This is a genomic window from Pseudoduganella buxea (assembly GCF_009720835.1).
GTDB lineage: Bacteria > Pseudomonadota > Gammaproteobacteria > Burkholderiales > Burkholderiaceae_D > Rugamonas > Rugamonas buxea.
Map to the genome: position 1 here is coordinate 1 of NZ_WNKZ01000102.1, position 18,033 is coordinate 18,033.

Consider the following 18,033-nt stretch of genomic DNA (forward strand, 5'->3'; position numbering starts at 1 on the left):
GGCACCGGCCGCGCGCCTGCTGCCGGTCGCGCTGGGCGCGGCCGCCTTCGGCGCCGTGCTGGTGCTGCTCGGCCAGGCCCTGTTCTTCCGTCCCGCCGCCCCCGCGCCCGTCACCGTACCCGCACCCCTCACCTCGGCCCAGATCGCGGCCATCGCCACCGGCGAGAAATTCAACCGCATCCTGCCCCGCCTGGACGCCAGGACGCGCAACGCCGTGCAGGCGGAGATGGGCAAGCCGTAAGCCGCTACGCACCGTCGCTCCGCCGCAGCGGCCTCCATTCGGTGCCAGACACCTGATTCAATTTATTTCTTTAGAACCGGTGTCTGACCGCGCGGCGGCCCGACCGGTTTCAAGCAACTATGATGCAAGAATGAAGTCGTCGGCGGTGGTGGTCCTGACGCCCGTGAGCTGGGCGAGCTGCGTCAGTTCGGCGGCGGCGACGGTGGCATTGGCGTCGGCGGCAGCGAAGCGGTAGACGCCGGTCGAAGTGCCGTCGCTGACGACGAACACGGCGCCGGTAACGGCGGTGGTGCCGATGGCCAGCGCGGCCTTCGCGGCCGTCAGACCCGTTGCCCTGGCCTCCACCATGACCAGTTCCGTACCGGGCCCGAAGCCGTCCAGCAGCAGGTGGTCGGTGCCGGCGACGAAGTCCGTCACCGTATCGAGGCCGCCGCCCAGGCGCAGCACGAAGCTGTCCTCGCCCTGGCCGCCCGTCAGCGTATCCTTGCCCAGGCCGCCCGCCAGGGTGTCGTTGCCGGCGCCGCCGTCCAGGCGATCGGCGCCGTTGCCACCGGCGAGCAGGTTGTCCAGCGCGTTGCCCGTGCCAGTGAAGGCACCGGTGCCGGCGTACAGCAGGTCCTCGATGTCCGTTGCCAGCGTCCACGCGGCCAGCGCCGTGCGCACCGTATCATGGCCGCCGCCGGCCGCTTCGACGGTCTTGTCGCCGCTGGTGTCGGTCACGTACACGTCGTCGCCGCTGCCGCCTTCGAGCGAATCGTTGCCGGCGCCGCCGGCCAGGGTGTCGTTGCCGTCGCCGCCCAGCAGGCGGTCGATGCCGGCGCCGCCTTCGAGGCTATCGTCGCCGGCCAGGCCTTCGAGCGTATTGGCCGCGCCGTTGCCCGTGAGCGTATTGGCGCCGCCGTTGCCTGTCAGCGTGCCAGCGGCCGTGCCGCGCAGCACGCCGTTCTCGACATTGTCGGCCAGGGTGTAGCTGAAACCTGCCGTGGCGATCGTCACGCTGGCCGTGTCCAGTCCTTCGCCCGGCGCCTCGACGATCACGTCGCCGACGGCGCCGACGGTGTAGACGTCATCGCCGCCCAGCCCCGTCATCGTGTCGTTGCCGGCCAGGCCGTCGATGCTGTCGGCACCCGGGGTACCGGTCAGCACATCGTGATCAACACTGACAAGGCCCACCTGCAACGCGGCCAGCGAGTGCTGTTCGCCGTCGAACACCAGCACCTCGACATTGCGCACGATGGTGGCCGTGCCGCTGGCGTTGTCGACCACTTTCAATTCGTCCAGCGTGGGGCGCGACAGCGTGTACGATGCCAGCGCCAGCGCGAAGACGGCAGTGTCGGCATCCGCACCGCCGTCGAGCGTATCGTTGCCGCCGCCCCCTTCGAGGCGGTCGTCGCCGGCGCCGCCGGCCAGGCTGTCCTTGCCCGCCAGGCCGCGCAGGACGTCGTTGCCGTCGCCGCCGGCCAGCACGTCGTTGCCGCTGTTGCCGTCGATGGCATTGTCCAGCGCATTGCCCGTGAAGCGGTAGGCCCTGTTCGCCATCGTGCCGGCCAGGTTCTCCACGTTCTGCGCCAGCGTGTAGCTGGTCAAGGCCGTGTGCACGGTGTCGAGGCCTTCGTCCTGCGCCTCGGTGATGCGGTCGGCCGCGACATCGACCAGGTAGACGTCGTCGCCCAGGCCGCCCAGCAGGGCATCGGCGCCCGTGCCGCCGTCGAGCGTGTCGTCGCCGCTGCCGCCGTCCAGGCGGTCGTTGCCCGCCCCGCCCTGCAGGGCGTCGGCGCCGTCCATGCCCAGCAAGGTGTTGGCCGTGGCGTTGCCCGTCAGGCTGTTGGCGGCGGCATTGCCTGTCAGGCCGACGGCCGCCGTGTTGGTGACGATGCCGTTCTCCACGTGTTCGGCCAGCACGTACACGCTGCCGGCCTTGGCGATGGCCACGCGCACCGTGTCGGTGCCGCCATCCTGCCCTTCGACGACGACGTCGCCGGTGGCCGAGATGCCATAGCTGTCGTCGCCCGCCAGGCCGACCATCGTGTCGTTGCCCGCGCCGCCGTCGAGCGTGTCGTTGCCGGCGGTGCCGGGCAGGCTGTCGTCGCCAGCGCTGACGAGGCCCGTCACCAGGTCCGTGAAGGCCACCGGCGCGCCATCGAAGGCGACGAATTCCACGTTGCGCAAGGTGACGACCACGCCGCTGCCGCTCTGCGTGGCCAGCAGGTCGGTGGCGTTCGGCCGCGCCAGCTGCCAGCTTGCGCGGGCGCCGGCCAGCCAGGCCGTGTCGCTGCCCGTGCCGCCGTCCAGCGTATCGCGGCCGCCGCCACCGGCGAGGGTATCGTCGCCGGCACCGCCGCCCAGCAAATCTGCACCGGCACCGCCCTGCAGCAGGTTGGCGCCGGCGTTGCCCGTGCCCGTGAAGCGCGCCGCCCCCGTGTAGACCAGTTGTTCGACGTCCGCCGCCAGGGTCAGGCTGGCCAAGGTCGTCTCGATCCGGTCGGTGCCGCCGTCGGCCAGTTCCGTGACGACGATGCCGCTGGCGGCCACCAGATACAGGTCATTGCCGGCGCCGCCGGCCATGCGGTCGCTGCCGCCCGTGCCCACGAGCGTGTCGTCGCCCGCGCCGCCGTCGAGGCTGTCGTTGCCGCTGCCGCCGTCGATGCGGTCGGCGCCGTCCAGCCCGAGGATGGTGTCGTTACCTCCCAGGCCATCGAGCGTGTCGGCGCCGGCTGTGCCGGTGACGTGGTCTGGCAGGTCGGACACGCCCTGGACTTCGGCGATGCTCCTGGCGTCGCCATCGAACAGCACCGTTTCGATATTGCGCAGCACCGTGACGGTGCCCGTGACGAGGTTCGTCACCGCCACTTCCGTGGCGGACAGGCGCACGCGCGTGACGCTGGCGAAGGCCACGTCGAGCCGCGCCGTATCGATGCCGTCGCCGCCATCGAGCGTGTCGTTGCCGGCCGCGCCGTCGAGGGTATCGTTGCCGGCCATGCCGCGCAGCAGGTCGTTGCCGCTGGCGCCTTCGATCAGGTTGGCCACGGCGTTGCCCGTGCCGGCAAAACCGGCGAAGCCGGCGTAGCGCAGCACTTCCGCTTCCAGCGCCAGCGTGTGGCTGGCCAGGGTGGTGACGACGACGTCGGTGCCGGCGCCGGCCGTTTCGACGACGACGTCGCCCGCGTCGTCCACTGTGTACTGGTCGTTGCCGGCACCACCGGCCAGCGTGTCGGCGCCAGCACCGCCGTCGAGCAGGTCGTTGCCGGCGCCGCCCGTGATGCTGTCGCGCCCGGCGCCGCCCTGGATGTCGTCGATGCCGGCGCCGCCCACGATGGTGTTGGCCAGTTCGTTGCCGATGATGGTCGAGCCGCCGGAGCCGGCCACGGCCTTTTGCACGGCCACGCCGAAGGCGATCGACACATTGTTCAGCCCTGCCGCCGTTTCGCTGAAGGCGCCGTCGTTCAGGTCGATCAAGGTGGCGCCCGTGCAGGCGGAAAAGTCGAAGGTATTGGTACCGCCCGCATCCCAGATGCACTGCGGCAGTGCCGAGTTGGCGAAGCTGTAGACATCGTTGCCCGTATGCCAGCGCGTGTTCGCGCCATACAGGTACTGGATCGCCAGCACGTCATATACCATCGGGGCGGCGCCATACTTGCCGGTGAGGTCGACGCTGGCGCCGTTGTAATAGGACATCAAGGTGTAGTCGCGGTTGTCCGTCTCGGCGGGCAGGTAGGGCCCCGGCGTGCCGCCGCCGCCGGCGTTGTAGTCGCCCGGGTGCTTCAGGCCCAGCGAGTGCCCCAGTTCATGCACCATCGTCAGCAGGCCATAGCCGCCGGGCGTGAAGACCTTGTTGTACGAAGCCGTATTGTTCAGGTACAGGCCGGACCAGTCGCCCGGACGGGGGTAGTAGGCGTACGCGGCGCTGTCGTTGCCCTGGTCGTTCGTGCCCAGGCGCAGCTGGCCGCCGCTGCTCACTTCCATGAACGTGATGTTCGCCACCGCCGACCACGTGGCCATCGCGGTGCGCGCGCCTGCCTGTTGCGCCAGCGTCATCGCGGCGAAGCCGGCCTGGTCGCCTTCCCACGCTTGCGACGCCGTCGTCAGGAAGCTGTAGGTGATCGACAGGGCCGTGCCGACGGCCGGATTCCATGTGGCGCGGGCGATGGCATCGATATTGACATTACCGCTGGCGGTATACATAGTTTCCGTGTAGCAAAATTTAGATGGACCGATCATATCATGATGATGCTGCGCAGAATTAAATGCAGCTTGCGTCGTAGCGCGATTACGACTAACATTTGAAGACCTATTCAACTGTTAGCAATGAGGCCATCTTTTGATCCATCCTTCCCCTGCCGTCCCGGCACATGACGAATCGGTGGCCCAGCTGGCCGACCTGTTCCACCTGCTGGGCGACCCCACCCGCCTGCGCATCGTGCTGGCCTGCGTGACCGCGCCGATTGCCGTCAGCGACATCGCCGGCGCCCTGTCGCTGAGCAGTTCGCTGGTCAGCCACCACCTGCGCCTGCTGCGCGCGGCCCGCATCGTCAAGGCCGAGCGGCAGGGCAAGCAGGTGTTCTACAGCACGGCCGACGCCCACATCAGCGGCGTGCTGAGCGATATGCTGGAACACATTGCCGAACCATCGACCAACAACGAAACGGGAGCGGACGTATGAGCGGCCACCATCACCACGGACACGCCCACGGGCACGACCACCATCACCACGGCGACCCGGCCAACCACGGCCGCGCCTTCGCCATCGCCATCACGCTCAACGCCGTGTTCGTGGCGGTGGAATTCGGCTACGGCTTCATCGCCAACTCGACGGCGCTGATGGCCGATGCCGGCCACAACCTGTCGGACGTGCTGGGCCTGATGCTGGCCTGGGGCGCGGCAATCCTGGCGAAGCGGGCGCCGTCGCGCCGCTTTACCTACGGCCTGCGCAGCAGCTCGATGCTGGCCGCGCTGTTCAACGGCATGCTGCTGATGGCAGCCTGCGGCGCCATCCTGTGGGAAGCGGTGCTGCAGCTGATCCACCCCGTGCCCGTGCACGGCGCCACCGTCTCGGTGGTGGCGGCCATCGGCATCGCCGTCAACGGCATCTCCGCCATGCTGTTCATGGCCGGCAGCAAGGATGACCTGAATATCCGCGGCGCCTACCTGCACCTGATGGCCGACGCGGCGATCTCGCTGGGCGTGCTGGTGTCCGGCCTGATTGTCATGTACACGGGCTGGATCCGCCTCGACCCCCTGGTCAGCATCGCCATCGTCATCCTGATCGTGCTGGGTACCTGGTCGCTGCTGAAGGAATCGCTGCGCATGATGATGGCGGCCGTGCCGGACAACGTGGATTCACGCAAGGTGGAGCAGTTCCTGCGCGGCCGCGCCGGCGTGACGGAAGTGCACGACCTGCATATCTGGTCGATGAGCACGACGGAGACGGCGCTGACGGCCCACCTGGTGATGCCGGCCGGTTACCCGGGCGACGCGGCGATGGACGAGACGGCCAAGGCGCTGCGCCAGGAGTTCGCCATCCACCACAGCACCTTGCAGACGGAGCTGGGCACGACGGCCCACGCCTGCTGTCTGGCCGACGCCAAGCCGGACGAACATGGCCACGAGCATGGTCACGATCACCACGATCACGATCACGATCACCACGACCATGCAACGCACGACCACGACCACGACCACAAGGGCCATGGCCATGCCCACTCTCACTGATCGGCCAGGCCGGCGAACAGCTGGGTGCTGAGGTAACGCTCGCCGAAGGACGGAATCACCGTGACGATGATGCGCCCTTCGTTTTCCGGCCGCCGCGCCACCTGCACGGCGGCCCACAGCGCCGCGCCCGATGAGATGCCGACCAGCAGCCCTTCCTCGCTGGCGGCCCGGCGCGCCGTCGCGAAGGCGTCGTCGTTCGACACGCACACCACTTCATCGTAGATGTGCGTGTTCAGCACGGCCGGCACGAAGCCGGCGCCGATGCCCTGGATCGGGTGCGGCCCCTTGGTGCCTTTCGACAGGATCGGTGACGCTTCCGGCTCCACGGCAATGCAGCGGAACGACGGCTTGCGCTCCTTGATCACTTCGCCCACCCCGGTGATGGTGCCGCCGGTGCCGACGCCGGCCACGAGGATATCGACCTGGCCGTCCGTGTCGCGCCAGATTTCCTCGGCGGTGGTGCGGCGGTGCACGTCGGGATTGGCGGGATTGTTGAACTGCTGCGGCATCAGGTAGCGCGGGTCCGACGCGGCCATTTCCTCGGCGCGGCGGATCGCCCCCAGCATGCCTTCGCTGCCGGGCGTGAGCACCAGGTCGGCGCCGTAGGCGCGCAGCAGCATGCGCCGTTCGCGGCTCATCGTGTCGGGCATCACCAGGGTGCAGCGGTAGCCGCGCGCGGCGCACACCATGGCCAGCGCGATGCCGGTATTGCCGCTGGTGGGTTCGAGGAAGACGGTGTCGGGCCGGACCCGGCCGGCCGCTTCGGCCGCCGCGATCATCGACAGGCCGATGCGGTCCTTGACGCTGTGGGCGGGATTGTAGAATTCCAGCTTGGCCAGCACTTGCGCGCCGCTGCCGGCGGCCAGGCGGTTGATGCGGACCAGCGGGGTATTGCCGATCAGCTCGGTAACATCGTTCGCGACATTCATGGTGGTCTCCGCACGGAAGGTGGGAGACCAGTGTACGCCCGGCCCTGCGTCGTTGTCGCCTATTTCACGTCGAGCAGTTCGACGTCGAAGATCAGCGCGGAGTTGGCGGGAATGCCGGGCATGCTGCGCGCGCCGTAGGCCAGTTCCGGCGGGATGATCAGGGTGCGCTTGCCGCCCACCTTCATGCCCGTCACACCCTGCTCCCAGCCCTTGATGACGCGGCCGGCGCCCAGCTGGAACTCCAGCGGCTCGCCGCGCGTGCGCGACGAATCGAACTGGCGGCCGCGCTGGTTCTTCGCCAGCGGCCGATACAGCCAGCCCGTGTAGTGCACCGACACATTGCCGCCGACGATGGCCTCGCGGCCCGTGCCGACCTTGACGTCGTTGACGATCAGCTGTTCGGCGGCGGGGCCGACGGCGGCGGAGCCGGGCACGATGGCGGCGGACTGCGCTGCCGGCTGCGCAGCGGACGGCGTGGCCGGTTGCGCGGCCTGCGTGGACTCCTGCGCCGGCTGCTGGGCCTGCGCCAGCGACACGCTGCCCAGGCTGACGGCCAGGGCGGCAAACAAAGCGGACAAACGGGTCATGATGTATTCTTCCTGTTCTGGTTTTGAGGCGGCATCATGATAGCAAATCACCCGGACGACCCGGCAATTCCCGCCGCGGCTTCCGCCGCGCAGCGCAAGCTGTTCTTCGCGCTGTGGCCAGGCGAGGCCGCCCGCGCCGCCCTGGCGGCGTTGCAGGCCGGCGTGCCGGGACGGCTGACACCACGCGACAAGCTGCACCTGACCCTGGCTTTCCTGGGCCGCCAGCCGGCCGATGCCGTGCCTGCCCTGCTCGACATTCTCCACGCGCTGAGCGTGCCCCCCATGCGGCTGGAGATCGACTGCTACGGCCATTTCGCCCGGCCCCGCATCGCCTGGGCCGGCATGACGCAGGTGCCGCCGGCCTTGGACGCGCTGCAGGCCGACCTGGTGCGCCGGCTCGAAGGGGCCGGCTTTTCCGCCGCCACGCACGGCAGCTTCAAGCCGCACGTGACCCTGGCCCGCGAAGCGGACCAGGCGCCCGCTGCGCCGCCGGCCGCGCCGGTCGTCTGGGAGGTGATGGAGGTGGCGCTGGTGGAGTCGCTTCCCAGCGGCGTGTATGCGCCGCTCAGTTAATCGGCGTTAATCCACGGGACTGGCCGCCGGCGTTTCGCGCCTTGCCGGCGGGGCCTCGCCCAGGCCCGCCAGCTTGCGCAGCACATGGCCCGCCGCCACCATGCCGAACGTGGCCGTCACCACCATCGCCGAGCCGAAGCCTGCGCAGTTGATGCCCGTGAGGCCGGGCTTCTGCGCCGCGGCAGCCAGCTCGTCGCCGTCGACCGAGCAGGCTTCGCCCGTTTCCGGATAGGTCAGCGGCTCCATCGAGAACACGGCGTCCACATTGAGCTTGTTCTTGCCGTTGGGCGGGTAGTTGTACTGGTTGCGCAGGCGGCGGCGCACCTTCTTCAGCAGCGGCTCCTGCTCCGTTTTGGCCAGGTCGCGCACTTCGATGCGGGTCGGGTCGGTCTGGCCACCGGCGCTGCCGATCGTCACCAGCGCGATGCCGTTGCTGCGGCAGTAGTGCACCAGCGCCGTCTTGGCGCGGGCGCTGTCGATGGCGTCGATGACGTAGTCGTAGCCGCGCCCCCTGAGCATCTCGTCGAGGTTGTCCGGCGTGATGAAATCCTCGATCTGCGTCACCTGGCAGTAGGGATTGATCTGGGCGATGCGTTCGGCCAGTGCCGTGATCTTGGCCATGCCGACGGTGCCCGTCAGGGCCTGGATCTGGCGGTTGATGTTCGACTCGGCCACATTGTCCAGGTCGATCAGGGTCAGGTGGCCGATGGCGCTGCGGGCCAGCGCCTCGACGATCCACGAGCCGACGCCGCCGACACCGATGACGCAGATGTGGGCGGCGCGAAAGCGCGCCAGCGCGGCGTCGCCGTACAGCCGGGCGATGCCGCCGAAACGGCGTTCGAAGTCGATATCGTCGCCATCCGGCGCAAGGGTGTTGAGTTCTTCCATCGCGCCATTTTACCGGACGCGGGCGGGAAGATTCTTTTACAATCGCCCAAACCACCCAACGAGAAGGCACCTGATGAGCAACACGCTGATGGACGCGGCGCCCGGTTTCGACCAGCCGATCGCCATGCTGAAACACTGCCACGACAAGATCCGCAAGCAGCTGGCAACCTTGCAAAGCCTGCTGGCCCACCTGCCCGCCCACGGCGCCGATGCCGCTGCTCAGCAGGCCGCGCGCGCCGTGCAGAAATACTTCAACACGGCGGCCCACCTGCACCATGCGGACGAAGAGCAGGACCTGCTGCCGATGCTCGAGTCCACGGCCACCGGGGACGACCTGGAACTGATCCGTACACTGAAGCCACAGATTCTCGAGCAGCACCAGCAAATGGATAAAGATTGGCATATACTTAACTCGCAGCTGGACCGCATCGCCGCCGGCAGCGGGGCCGAGCTGTCCGCCGACGGCGTCGAGCGCTTCGTGCAGGCCTACACGGCCCATATGGCGATGGAAGAAGCGAACGTGGCGCCGATGGCCAAGCGGCTGTTCAGCGCGGCGCAGATGGCGATTTTCGGCGAGGCCATGCAGCGGCGCCGGGGCATTGTTCCCATGCCCCCCGTCGACGCCCCCGCAGTGCCTGTCGATGCGCCGGTGGTCACGGCCGCCGCCGTGGCCGGCGGCATCGCGCTGGCGGACCTGCGCCTCGACTATGGCCGCGCCAGCCTGTCCGAGGAAGACACCCTGGCCGATCCCGTGGACCAGTTCACGAAGTGGTTCGGCGAGGCGATGAAGGCGCAGGTGAACGAACCGAACGCGATGAGCGTGGCCACCGTGGGCGAGGATGGCCGGCCGTCGTCGCGGATCGTGCTGATCAAGCAGTACGATCCGCGTGGCTTTACCTGGTACACCAACTACAACAGCCAGAAGGGCCGCCAGCTGGCGCAGAACGGCCACGCGGCCCTGCTGTTCTTCTGGCCGGAACTGGAGCGCCAGGTGCGCATCGAAGGTAGTGTGGTGCAAACCTCGGCCGAGGAAAGCGACAAGTATTTCTACAGCCGCCCCCTGAAAAGCCAGCTGGCGGCGATCGCTTCCGCGCAAAGCGCCCCCGTGGCGGACCGGGCGGCGCTGGAAGCGCAGTTTGCGGCCGTGGAAGCGGCCAGCGGCGACAAGCCGCAACGACCGGCGCACTGGGGCGGCTACCGCCTGGTGCCGGAGCGTATCGAGTTCTGGCAGGGGCGCCGCTCGCGCTTCCATGACCGGATCGTGTATACGCGCCAGGTGGACGGCAGCTGGGTCAAGGAACGCATCCAGCCGTAGTTGCCAGCCTTCGCCGGTGCAGTGGAATTTCAACCGAATTCTTCTTGTGCGGGCGGGAGGCTATCGTGTTCGACCAGAATCGGCTCAGTGCCTGGGTACGCGGCGTCAGCAGCCAGATCAAGCTGCCGTTGCGGCTGGAACTGTGGAACGGCCAGGCCATCGATTTTTCCACCGAAGCGCCGCGCGTGACGATCCGGCTGCCCCAGGCCTCGGCCGCCCGTTACCTGTTGACGCCGTCGCTGGCCAGCCTGGGCACGGCCTATGTGGAAGGCGATATCGAAGTGCGCGGCCATGCCCGCGACATGATCGGCGTCGTCAATGCACTGGCGCGCAGTTCGCTGAAGGGCACGATGCGGCCCGATGGCCGCCTGGCCCGCGTGGTGCGCTCGCTGACGGTACACGACCGCAAGAAGGACGCCGCGGCGATCCGCTACCACTACGACGTCTCGAACGAGTTCTACCAGCAGTTCCTCGACCCCAACCTAGTGTATTCCTGCGCCTACTTCGAGCACGGCGACGAGGACCTGGCCACGGCCCAGCTGAAGAAGATCGACCATATCCTGACCAAGATCCGCGTGCAGCCGGGCCAGACCCTGCTCGATATCGGCTGCGGCTGGGGCGCGCTGGTGCTGCGCGCGGCGGAAAAATTCGGCGCCCGCTGCGTCGGCATCACCTTGTCGGAAAACCAGTATGCGCTGGCATGCGAGCGGGTCGAACGGGCCGGCCTGGCCGGGCGCGTCGAGATCCGCCTGCAGGACTACCGCGACGTGCGCGGCACGTTCGACCGCATCACCAGCGTCGGCATGTTCGAGCATGTCGGCATCCGCCACCTGCCGGACTACTTCGGCATCATCGCCCGCCTGCTCGCCGAGGATGGCGTGGCCATGAACCACGGCATCACCAGCACCGATCCGGCCAACGGCGAAGCGCCCTACGGCGGCGGCGAATTCATTGCCAAGTACGTGTTCCCGCACGGGGAGCTGGCCCATATCGGCGCCGTGCTGACGGCCATGCAGCAGGGCGGCCTGGAAGCCTACGACGTGGAAAACCTGCGGCGCCACTACGCCCGCACCCTGGCCATCTGGACGGATAATTTCGAGGCACGCGCCGGGCGCGTGAAGGAGCTGGCGGGAGAAAAACGCTTCCGCATCTGGCATATCTACCTGGCCGGCTGCGCCTACGCCTTCGACCAGGACTGGATCAGCCTGTACCAGGTGGTGTGCGGCAAGGCCGGCCGCCATCCGCGCGCCCTGCCCTGGTCGCGCGGCTACATATACGGCAGGGATTAACCCTTCAGGCGTGCCGTGTGCATCTTGCGGAATTTCGTCACCTTCGGCTCCACCACGAAGGCGCAGTAACCCTGCAGCGGGTGCTGGGCGAAGTAGTTCTGGTGATAGTCCTCGGCCTTGTAATACGGCTGGGCCGGGGAAATCTCCGTCACCAGCGGCGCATCCCACACGTGTGCCATTTCCGCCATCACCTGGCGCGCCGTCGCTTCCTGTTCCGGCGTTTGGAAATAGATCACGGAGCGGTATTGCGTGCCCACGTCGTTGCCCTGGCGGTTCAAGGTGGTGGGATCGTGGATCGTGAAGAAGATCTCCAGGATGTCGCGATAGCTGATCACGTCGGGATCGAATCCGAGCCGCACCACTTCGGCGTGGCCCGTCGTGCCGGAACAGATCTGCTCATACGTGGGATTCGGCTGCGCACCGCCCGTGTAGCCCGATTCCACCTTGTTGACGCCCTTCACTTCCAGGTACACCGCCTCGGTACACCAGAAGCATCCGCCGCCCAATACTGCGATTTCGCTTGCCATGCCACCCTCTCTGTCGTTGTGTCCGTTCACTGTAACGCAAATGGCAGGTGGGTGCATTTCCGGCCACTGCAAGCGCCAGCTGGGCGGCGCTCGGCGCGCGGCCGGTGCCGGCATTGCAAGGTTGGCGAAACGCCATGATCTCCGCTGGCCCGGCGTGGCGGTCGGGCCGGGCAAACTTTGGCATAATGGCGGAAAACAAGGTCCACGATGAATACAAGTTCTCCCCGCAACACTGCGCAGTTCGACACCGTGCATTTCCGGCAGGCGCTGTCGCAGTTCGCGACCGGCGTCACCGTCATTACGACCCGGCTGGCCGACGGCAGCTTTCGCGGCCTGACGGCCAGCTCCTTCAATTCCGTTTCGCTCGATCCGCCCCTGGTGCTGTGGAGCCTGGGCTCGGCCGCCAACAGCATGCCCATCTTCAGCGGCAACTCGCACTACGTCATCAATGTGCTGTCGGCCGACCAGGCCCACCTGGCGAAACTGTTCTCGACCCGGGGCCAGGACCCGTTCGGCCAGGTCGACTACGAGCTGTCGCGCACGGGCCAGCCCGTCATCAAGGGTTGCACGGCCTGGTTCGAATGCCACAACCGCAGCCGCTACCCGGAAGGCGACCACGTGATTTTCGTGGGCGAAGTGGAGCACTGCGAATTCAACCCGCGCGAGCCGTTGGTGTTTCATGGTGGCAGGTTGGGCGGATTGCACCTGCCGGTGTGAAAGCGGAAATTGGTGTCGCCATTTCAAAAGCCGGGCGCAGCCGCCCCCTTTAAAATTGCAGAAAATCCACCAACACGAGAGAGACACACGATGAGCCAAGCACGCGCCCAGTTTCATTGGGATGATCCCCTGCTGCTGAACGAGCAACTGACCGACGAAGAACGCATGGTCCGCGACGCGGCCGCCGCGTACTGCCAGGACAAGCTGGCGCCGCGCATCCTGGAAGCGTTCCGGCACGAGCGCATGGACACGTCGATCTTCCGGGAAATGGGCGAACTGGGCCTGCTCGGTCCCACCATCCCGGAACAGTACGGCGGCCCGGGCCTGAACTACGTGGCCTACGGCCTGATCGCCCGCGAAGTGGAACGGGTCGATTCCGGCTACCGCTCGATGATGAGCGTGCAGTCTTCGCTCGTGATGGTACCGATCTATGAATTCGGCACCGAGGAACAGCGCCGGAAATACCTGCCGAAGCTGGCCACGGGCGAATGGATCGGCTGCTTCGGCCTGACCGAGCCGAATCACGGCTCCGACCCCGGCTCGATGATCACCCGCGCCAAGAAGGTGCCGGGCGGCTACGCGCTGACGGGCTCGAAAATGTGGATCACCAATTCGCCCGTCGCCGACGTGTTCGTCGTGTGGGCGAAGGACGACGAAGGCGCCATCCGCGGCTTCGTACTGGAAAAAGGCATGGCCGGCCTGTCCGCCCCCGCCATCCACGGCAAGTTCGGCCTGCGCGCTTCCGTCACGGGCGAAATCGTCATGGACAATGTGTTCTGCCCGGAAGAAAACGCCTTCCCCGACGTGCGCGGCCTGAAAGGCCCGTTCACCTGCCTGAACTCGGCCCGCTACGGCATCGCCTGGGGCGCGCTGGGCGCGGCGGAAAGCTGCTGGCACACGGCGCGCCAGTATGTGCTGGACCGCCAGCAGTTCGGCCGCCCGCTGGCCGCGAACCAGCTGGTGCAGAAGAAACTGGCCGACATGCAGACGGAAATCACACTGGGCCTGCAAGGCTGCCTGCAGCTGGGCCGCATGAAGGATGCCGGCACGGCCGCCGTCGAAATCACGTCGATGATGAAGCGCAATTCCTGCGGCAAGGCGCTGGACGTGGCCCGCGTTGCCCGCGACATGCTGGGCGGTAACGGCATTTCGGACGAATTCGGCATCATCCGCCACATGGTCAACCTGGAAGTGGTGAACACCTACGAGGGCACGCACGACATCCACGCGCTGATCCTGGGCCGGGCCCAGACGGGCATCCAGGCGTTCCAGTAATCCCTGGATCGCATCGTTGCAAGGGCGCTGCGGCGCCCTTTTTCATTGCCGCTACTGGGGTGTCAGCAGATTCAGGACCTCGTACACGACATGGGCCTGCACGGGCTTGACGAGGTGCTCGTCGAAGCCTGCCTCCAGCGCCCGCACCCGGTCCTGCGGCTGGCCATAGCCCGTGACGGCGACGATGCGGGCCGTTGCCATGCCGGGCAGCGCGCGCAGGCGCCGCACCAGCTCATAGCCGTCCATCCCGGGCAAGCCGATATCGACGAACATCAGCGACGGTGGCTGCGAGGCGGTCGCCGCCAGCGCTTCCGTCGCGCCGCCGCACACGGTGACGGCGAATCCGGCCGTCTCCAGCAGCAGCGCCAGGGTCTGGCCCGCGTCGACATTGTCGTCCACTACCATCAGGTGACGGCTGGCGTCCGCATGCCAGGCGTCCACCGGGGCCGCCGGTGCCACGGCCCCGGTCGCCGCCACCTGCGGCAGGCAGAGCGTGAAGCGGCAGCCCTCCCCCGCGCCCGCGCTGTGGGCGGTCACTTCACCGCCATGCAGCTCGATCAGGCTTTTCACCAGCGCCAGCCCCAGGCCCAGGCCGCCCTGGGAACGGTCGGGCGAACGCTCGGCCTGGGTGAACAGCTCGAAAACATGGGGCAACAGGGGCGCGGCGATACCGATGCCGTTGTCCTGCACCGTGGCGCAGACCCGGCTGCCGTCTGCCTCGACCGTCAGTGCGATCTGGCCGCCCGCCTGGGTGTAGCGAGCCGCGTTGTTCAACAGGTTCGACAGCACCTGGATCAGCCGCGTGCGGTCGCCCAGCACATGGGGCGCGCTGGCCGGCAGCGACACCGTCAACCGGTGCTGCTTGGACTCCATCAGCGCCGCAACCTGCTCGACGGCACCGCCCGCGATGGCATTGAAGTCGAGCACCTGCTGGCGCAAGGTGACGAGGCCGCGCGTCACCCGCGACACGTCCAGCAGGTCGTCCACCAGCTGCGTCATGTGCTGCACCTGCCGCGCGATGACGGCGCTGGCCTGGCGCACGCGGGCGTCGTCCAGCACGCCCATGCGCAGCAGCTCGGCCGATGTGGCGATCGGCGCCAGCGGATTGCGCAGCTCGTGCGCCAGCATGGCCAGGAATTCGTCCTTGCGGCGGTTGGCGTCCTTCAGTTCCTGCTGGGCCAGCTCGATGGGCGTCACATCCGTATTGGTGCCGAACCATTGCACGATCTGGCCCGACGCATCGCGCAAGGGCGCCGCCACGATCAGGAAGCTGCGGTAATTGCCGCCGGCATCGCACATGCGCGCCGTCAGTTCGTAGGGCTGGCCGCTGGCCAGGGTGCGCTGCCATGACGACATCAGCCCCGGCAGGTCGTCCGGGTGGAAGTAGCGCCGCCAGGCCTGCGTGATGGCCGCTGGCGTGGCCTCGGCCACGGCGCCCGTGAAGGCATACCAGCGCTCGTTCAGCCAGTGGATCTGGCCGTCCGGCGCGGCCATCCACGCCAGTTGCGGAATCGTGTTGGCCAGCTGGCGCAGCCGCAGCTCGCTTTCGCGCAGCGCGCGCGACGCCAGCACGGCGTCGGTGACGTCGCTGCCCTCGACGAAGATGCCGGAAATGGCGCCCCGGTGATCGCGCGCGGGCTGGAAGATGAAGCTGACGAAGCGCTGTTCCAGCGGCGCATCGGGCTGGCGCCGCAGCAGCACGGATATTTCGCGGCCCATATGGGGCTCGCCGGTGGCGTACACCTGGTCGAGCAGCTCGACGAAGCCCTGCTCGCGCAGTTCCGGCAGCGCTTCGTTGACGGCAAGCCCGATCAGGTCGGCGCGCCCGACCAGCTTCAGGTACGCATCGTTGGCGATTTCAAAGACATGACGGGGACCGCGCATGACGGCCAGGATGCCGGGCGCCTGCTGGAACAGCAGCCGCATCCGTTCGATTTCCTCGGCGCGGTGGCGTGCCGCCAGCACCTGCTCCGTCGTTTCCGTGCATGTACAGAACATGCCGGCGATATTGCCGTGCTCGTCCAGCGCGGGCGAATACGAAAACGTGAACCACGTCTGCTCGTCATAGCCTTTGCGGTGCATCGTCAGCGGCAGGTTTTCGTGCCAGGTACCGCGCCCGTGCAGGGCGTCGTCGATGCTGGGCCAGATATCGTCCCAGATTTCGGCCCAGATGGTCTGGAACGGCAGGCCGAGGGCATCTGGATGCTTGTCGCCCAGGATTTCCGCATACGAGTCGTTGTACAGAAAGGCCAGTTCGGGACCCCAGGCCACGAACATGGGGAATTTCGAATGCAGCATCAGGCTCACGACCGAGCGCAGCGCCACGGGCCAGTCCTCGCGGGGACCCAGCGGCGAACGGGACCAGTCGTGCGCACGCATCATCGCGCCCATCTGGCCGCCTTCGATCACGAAGGCAGGTTCCGTTGCTGCTGGCATAGAGTCAATTCCACGGTTGTCATATGCCGAGTATAGCAACCGGGTGCATCGCACACGTTTGGTGATGGAAATATACACGGCCTGTGGCCGGTGCCGGAACGGCGCTTGCGCACAAAAAAAAGCCGGCGGCTGCCGGCTTCCATGGTGCACTGCGTGGTCGCGCTCAGAACTTGAAGACGACACCTGCGTTGATGGCGATCGGGTCCAGGCGCATTTCCTGGGTCTGGCCGGTGGAATACGTGGCCGTGGTCTTGAGCTTGGTGGCGATGACGCCACCGTCGATCGACCAGCGCTCGTTGATGCGGAAGTTGGCGCCGATCTGGGCGCTGACGGCCGCCTTGGCCTTCAGCGAGAAGGTCGATGCGGGGCCGCCCGTGTTCAGCACGGCCGTCAGCTGGGCCGAACCGCGCTCGCGGCGGAAGTAGGCGTACGTCAGGCCCACGCCCACGTAGGGGCGGAATACGGCGTCCGGCTTGAAGAAGCGGTATTGGGCGAACAGGGTCGGCGGCAGCACATCCGCCGTGCCCAGCTCGCCCGTGCCTTCGATCGCGCCGGCGCCGAACAGCTTGTGGCGGTACGGCGTACCCAGGTCCAGCTCGGCCACGATATTGTCGGTGACGAAATAGGCCAGGTTCAGGATCGGCTTCGTGTCCGGGCCCACGTCGGCCTTGGTGCCCGGCAAGGCCGGGGCGCTGACGTCGCCGCTTTCCACTTTCGGCGTGATCTTGTTGACACCGACCTTGACGGTCCAGTCGCCCCGGGCCTGGGCGCTGGCGCCGGTGGAGGCGGCCAGCGCGGACGCCAGGACCAGCAGCGCCGCGGCGCCGTGCAGTTGCTTGTTCATCTTCTCTCCTGTTGTCATGCGGCGGCGCTTACAGCCAGCCCTTGGTCACCATGCTGCGGGACACGTAACGCGCCAGCAGCAGGTTGTTGAATGGCGTCGGGTGCACTTCGTCGGCAAAGGAGTAATGGCTGACGTCGCCCGCCTTCAGGTTGGCGGCCGTGCAGCCCAGCGAGCTTTCCAACGGATTCTTTTTCAAATCGCAAGCCGGTTCGGTCACATTGGTCAGGCCGTACGGGCCCGGATTGGTGGCCTGGTCGTGGCTGACGGCGTAGACGTCGACGATCAGGGCCTTGCTTTCCGCCGCCAGCGCCGAGTTCAGCTGGCTGTTGAAGGCGGCCACCATCTTCTCGATCAGGGCGCGGGTGGCGGCGTCGCGGGCGCGGCCGGCCGGGGTGCTGGCCACGTCCGGCAGGTTGTTGACGACGACGTAATTGGCGCCGTTGCCGATCAGCTGTGTCTTGACCAGCGCGGCCAGTTCGGCGCCGGCCGTGCCCAGCGCGGCCACCAGCGCTGGTGCCTGGGCGGCCACGTAGTCGGCACCGGCCTTTTCGCCGTCGGCCTGGGCCTTCTGGGCCATCGGGCCATAGACGGCCTGGGAGGCGGCGGCCGTATAACCTGCGCGGACGGCGGCGCCCACGGCAGCGGCGACGATCTGCTCATTGGTCGCGCCCGGCTGCGCGGCGGCCGTGGCCAGCGCGGCACC

General features: G+C 67.6%; 16 protein-coding genes. 8 read left to right on the forward strand and 8 right to left on the reverse strand.

What is annotated here, in order from left to right; genetic code table 11:
• The coding region (locus GM672_RS28470) for a hypothetical protein (RefSeq protein ID WP_371867096.1) at positions 1-241 on the forward strand (241 nt) is incomplete at its 5' end.
• Positions 242-358: 117 nt separating this feature from the next.
• Here GM672_RS28470 and GM672_RS28995 read toward each other — a convergent pair.
• Positions 359-4,423, reverse strand: coding sequence for a M10 family metallopeptidase C-terminal domain-containing protein (locus GM672_RS28995; protein ID WP_308807464.1), 4,065 nt, complete (start codon positions 4,421-4,423; stop codon positions 359-361).
• A 139-nt stretch (positions 4,424-4,562) separates the two neighbouring features.
• On the opposite strand from GM672_RS28995, the gene GM672_RS23825 reads away from it, so the two are divergent.
• Together GM672_RS23825 and GM672_RS23830 are read left to right on the forward strand one after the other, a co-directional pair.
• On the forward strand, positions 4,563-4,901 hold the full coding sequence (locus tag GM672_RS23825; RefSeq protein ID WP_170300215.1) for an ArsR/SmtB family transcription factor: 339 nt from the start codon (positions 4,563-4,565) through the stop codon (positions 4,899-4,901).
• A complete protein-coding gene (locus tag GM672_RS23830) occupies positions 4,898-5,950 on the forward strand; it encodes a cation diffusion facilitator family transporter (protein WP_155473021.1) in 1,053 nt (350 codons plus the stop codon). Before GM672_RS23825 ends, GM672_RS23830 begins: the two co-directional genes overlap by 4 nt.
• Here GM672_RS23830 and cysK read toward each other — a convergent pair.
• Both cysK and GM672_RS23840 read right to left on the reverse strand, forming a co-directional pair.
• Positions 5,944-6,879 (reverse strand): cysteine synthase A, encoded by a 936-nt coding sequence (gene cysK / locus GM672_RS23835; RefSeq protein ID WP_155473022.1) that lies wholly within the window; start codon positions 6,877-6,879, stop codon positions 5,944-5,946. The two genes, GM672_RS23830 and cysK, sit on opposite strands and share 7 nt — an antisense overlap.
• A 59-nt stretch (positions 6,880-6,938) precedes the next feature.
• On the reverse strand, positions 6,939-7,466 hold the full coding sequence (locus GM672_RS23840; protein WP_155473023.1) for an FKBP-type peptidyl-prolyl cis-trans isomerase: 528 nt from the start codon (positions 7,464-7,466) through the stop codon (positions 6,939-6,941).
• Between the two features lie 36 nt (positions 7,467-7,502).
• Between GM672_RS23840 and thpR the strand changes: the two genes are divergently transcribed.
• Positions 7,503-8,039 carry an RNA 2',3'-cyclic phosphodiesterase gene (gene thpR, locus GM672_RS23845; RefSeq protein ID WP_155473024.1) on the forward strand — a complete coding sequence of 179 codons (537 nt, stop codon included), beginning with the start codon at positions 7,503-7,505 and terminating at the stop codon, positions 8,037-8,039.
• A 6-nt stretch (positions 8,040-8,045) separates the two neighbouring features.
• Here thpR and tcdA read toward each other — a convergent pair whose 3' ends face one another.
• Positions 8,046-8,927, reverse strand: a complete 882-nt coding sequence (tcdA, locus tag GM672_RS23850) for a tRNA cyclic N6-threonylcarbamoyladenosine(37) synthase TcdA (RefSeq protein ID WP_155473025.1) — start codon at positions 8,925-8,927, stop codon at positions 8,046-8,048.
• A 73-nt stretch (positions 8,928-9,000) separates the two neighbouring features.
• On the opposite strand from tcdA, the gene pdxH reads away from it, so the two are divergent.
• Together pdxH and GM672_RS23860 are read left to right on the forward strand one after the other, a co-directional pair.
• The gene (gene pdxH / locus GM672_RS23855; protein ID WP_155473026.1) at positions 9,001-10,242 is read left to right on the forward strand and encodes a pyridoxamine 5'-phosphate oxidase; all 1,242 of its coding nucleotides are present in this window, start codon (positions 9,001-9,003) and stop codon (positions 10,240-10,242) included.
• A gap of 65 nt (positions 10,243-10,307) precedes the next feature.
• Entirely contained in the window at positions 10,308-11,531 is a 1,224-nt protein-coding gene (locus GM672_RS23860) for a class I SAM-dependent methyltransferase (RefSeq protein WP_170300214.1), read from the forward strand.
• On the opposite strand, the gene msrA is transcribed toward GM672_RS23860, so the two are convergent.
• Entirely contained in the window at positions 11,528-12,058 is a 531-nt protein-coding gene (msrA, locus tag GM672_RS23865) for a peptide-methionine (S)-S-oxide reductase MsrA (protein WP_155473028.1), read from the reverse strand. The genes GM672_RS23860 and msrA overlap by 4 nt on opposite strands.
• Before the next feature lie 207 nt (positions 12,059-12,265).
• Between msrA and GM672_RS23870 the strand changes: the two genes are divergently transcribed.
• Positions 12,266-12,775: a flavin reductase family protein gene (locus GM672_RS23870; protein WP_155473029.1), complete on the forward strand. Its 510-nt coding sequence runs from the start codon at positions 12,266-12,268 to the stop codon at positions 12,773-12,775.
• A gap of 90 nt (positions 12,776-12,865) precedes the next feature.
• The gene (locus GM672_RS23875; protein ID WP_155473030.1) at positions 12,866-14,050 is read left to right on the forward strand and encodes an acyl-CoA dehydrogenase; all 1,185 of its coding nucleotides are present in this window, start codon (positions 12,866-12,868) and stop codon (positions 14,048-14,050) included.
• A 51-nt stretch (positions 14,051-14,101) separates the two neighbouring features.
• Here GM672_RS23875 and GM672_RS23880 read toward each other — a convergent pair whose 3' ends face one another.
• From GM672_RS23880 to GM672_RS28505, 3 genes are all read right to left on the reverse strand, one after another.
• Positions 14,102-16,486, reverse strand: coding sequence for an ATP-binding protein (locus GM672_RS23880; RefSeq protein WP_155473031.1), 2,385 nt, complete (start codon positions 16,484-16,486; stop codon positions 14,102-14,104).
• A gap of 163 nt (positions 16,487-16,649) precedes the next feature.
• Positions 16,650-17,330, reverse strand: coding sequence for an OmpW/AlkL family protein (locus tag GM672_RS23885; protein WP_155473032.1), 681 nt, complete (start codon positions 17,328-17,330; stop codon positions 16,650-16,652).
• 28 nt (positions 17,331-17,358) lie between these two features.
• Positions 17,359-18,033, reverse strand: a 675-nt coding sequence (locus tag GM672_RS28505; RefSeq protein WP_260115701.1) for an SGNH/GDSL hydrolase family protein, incomplete at its 5' end; no start/stop codon positions are given.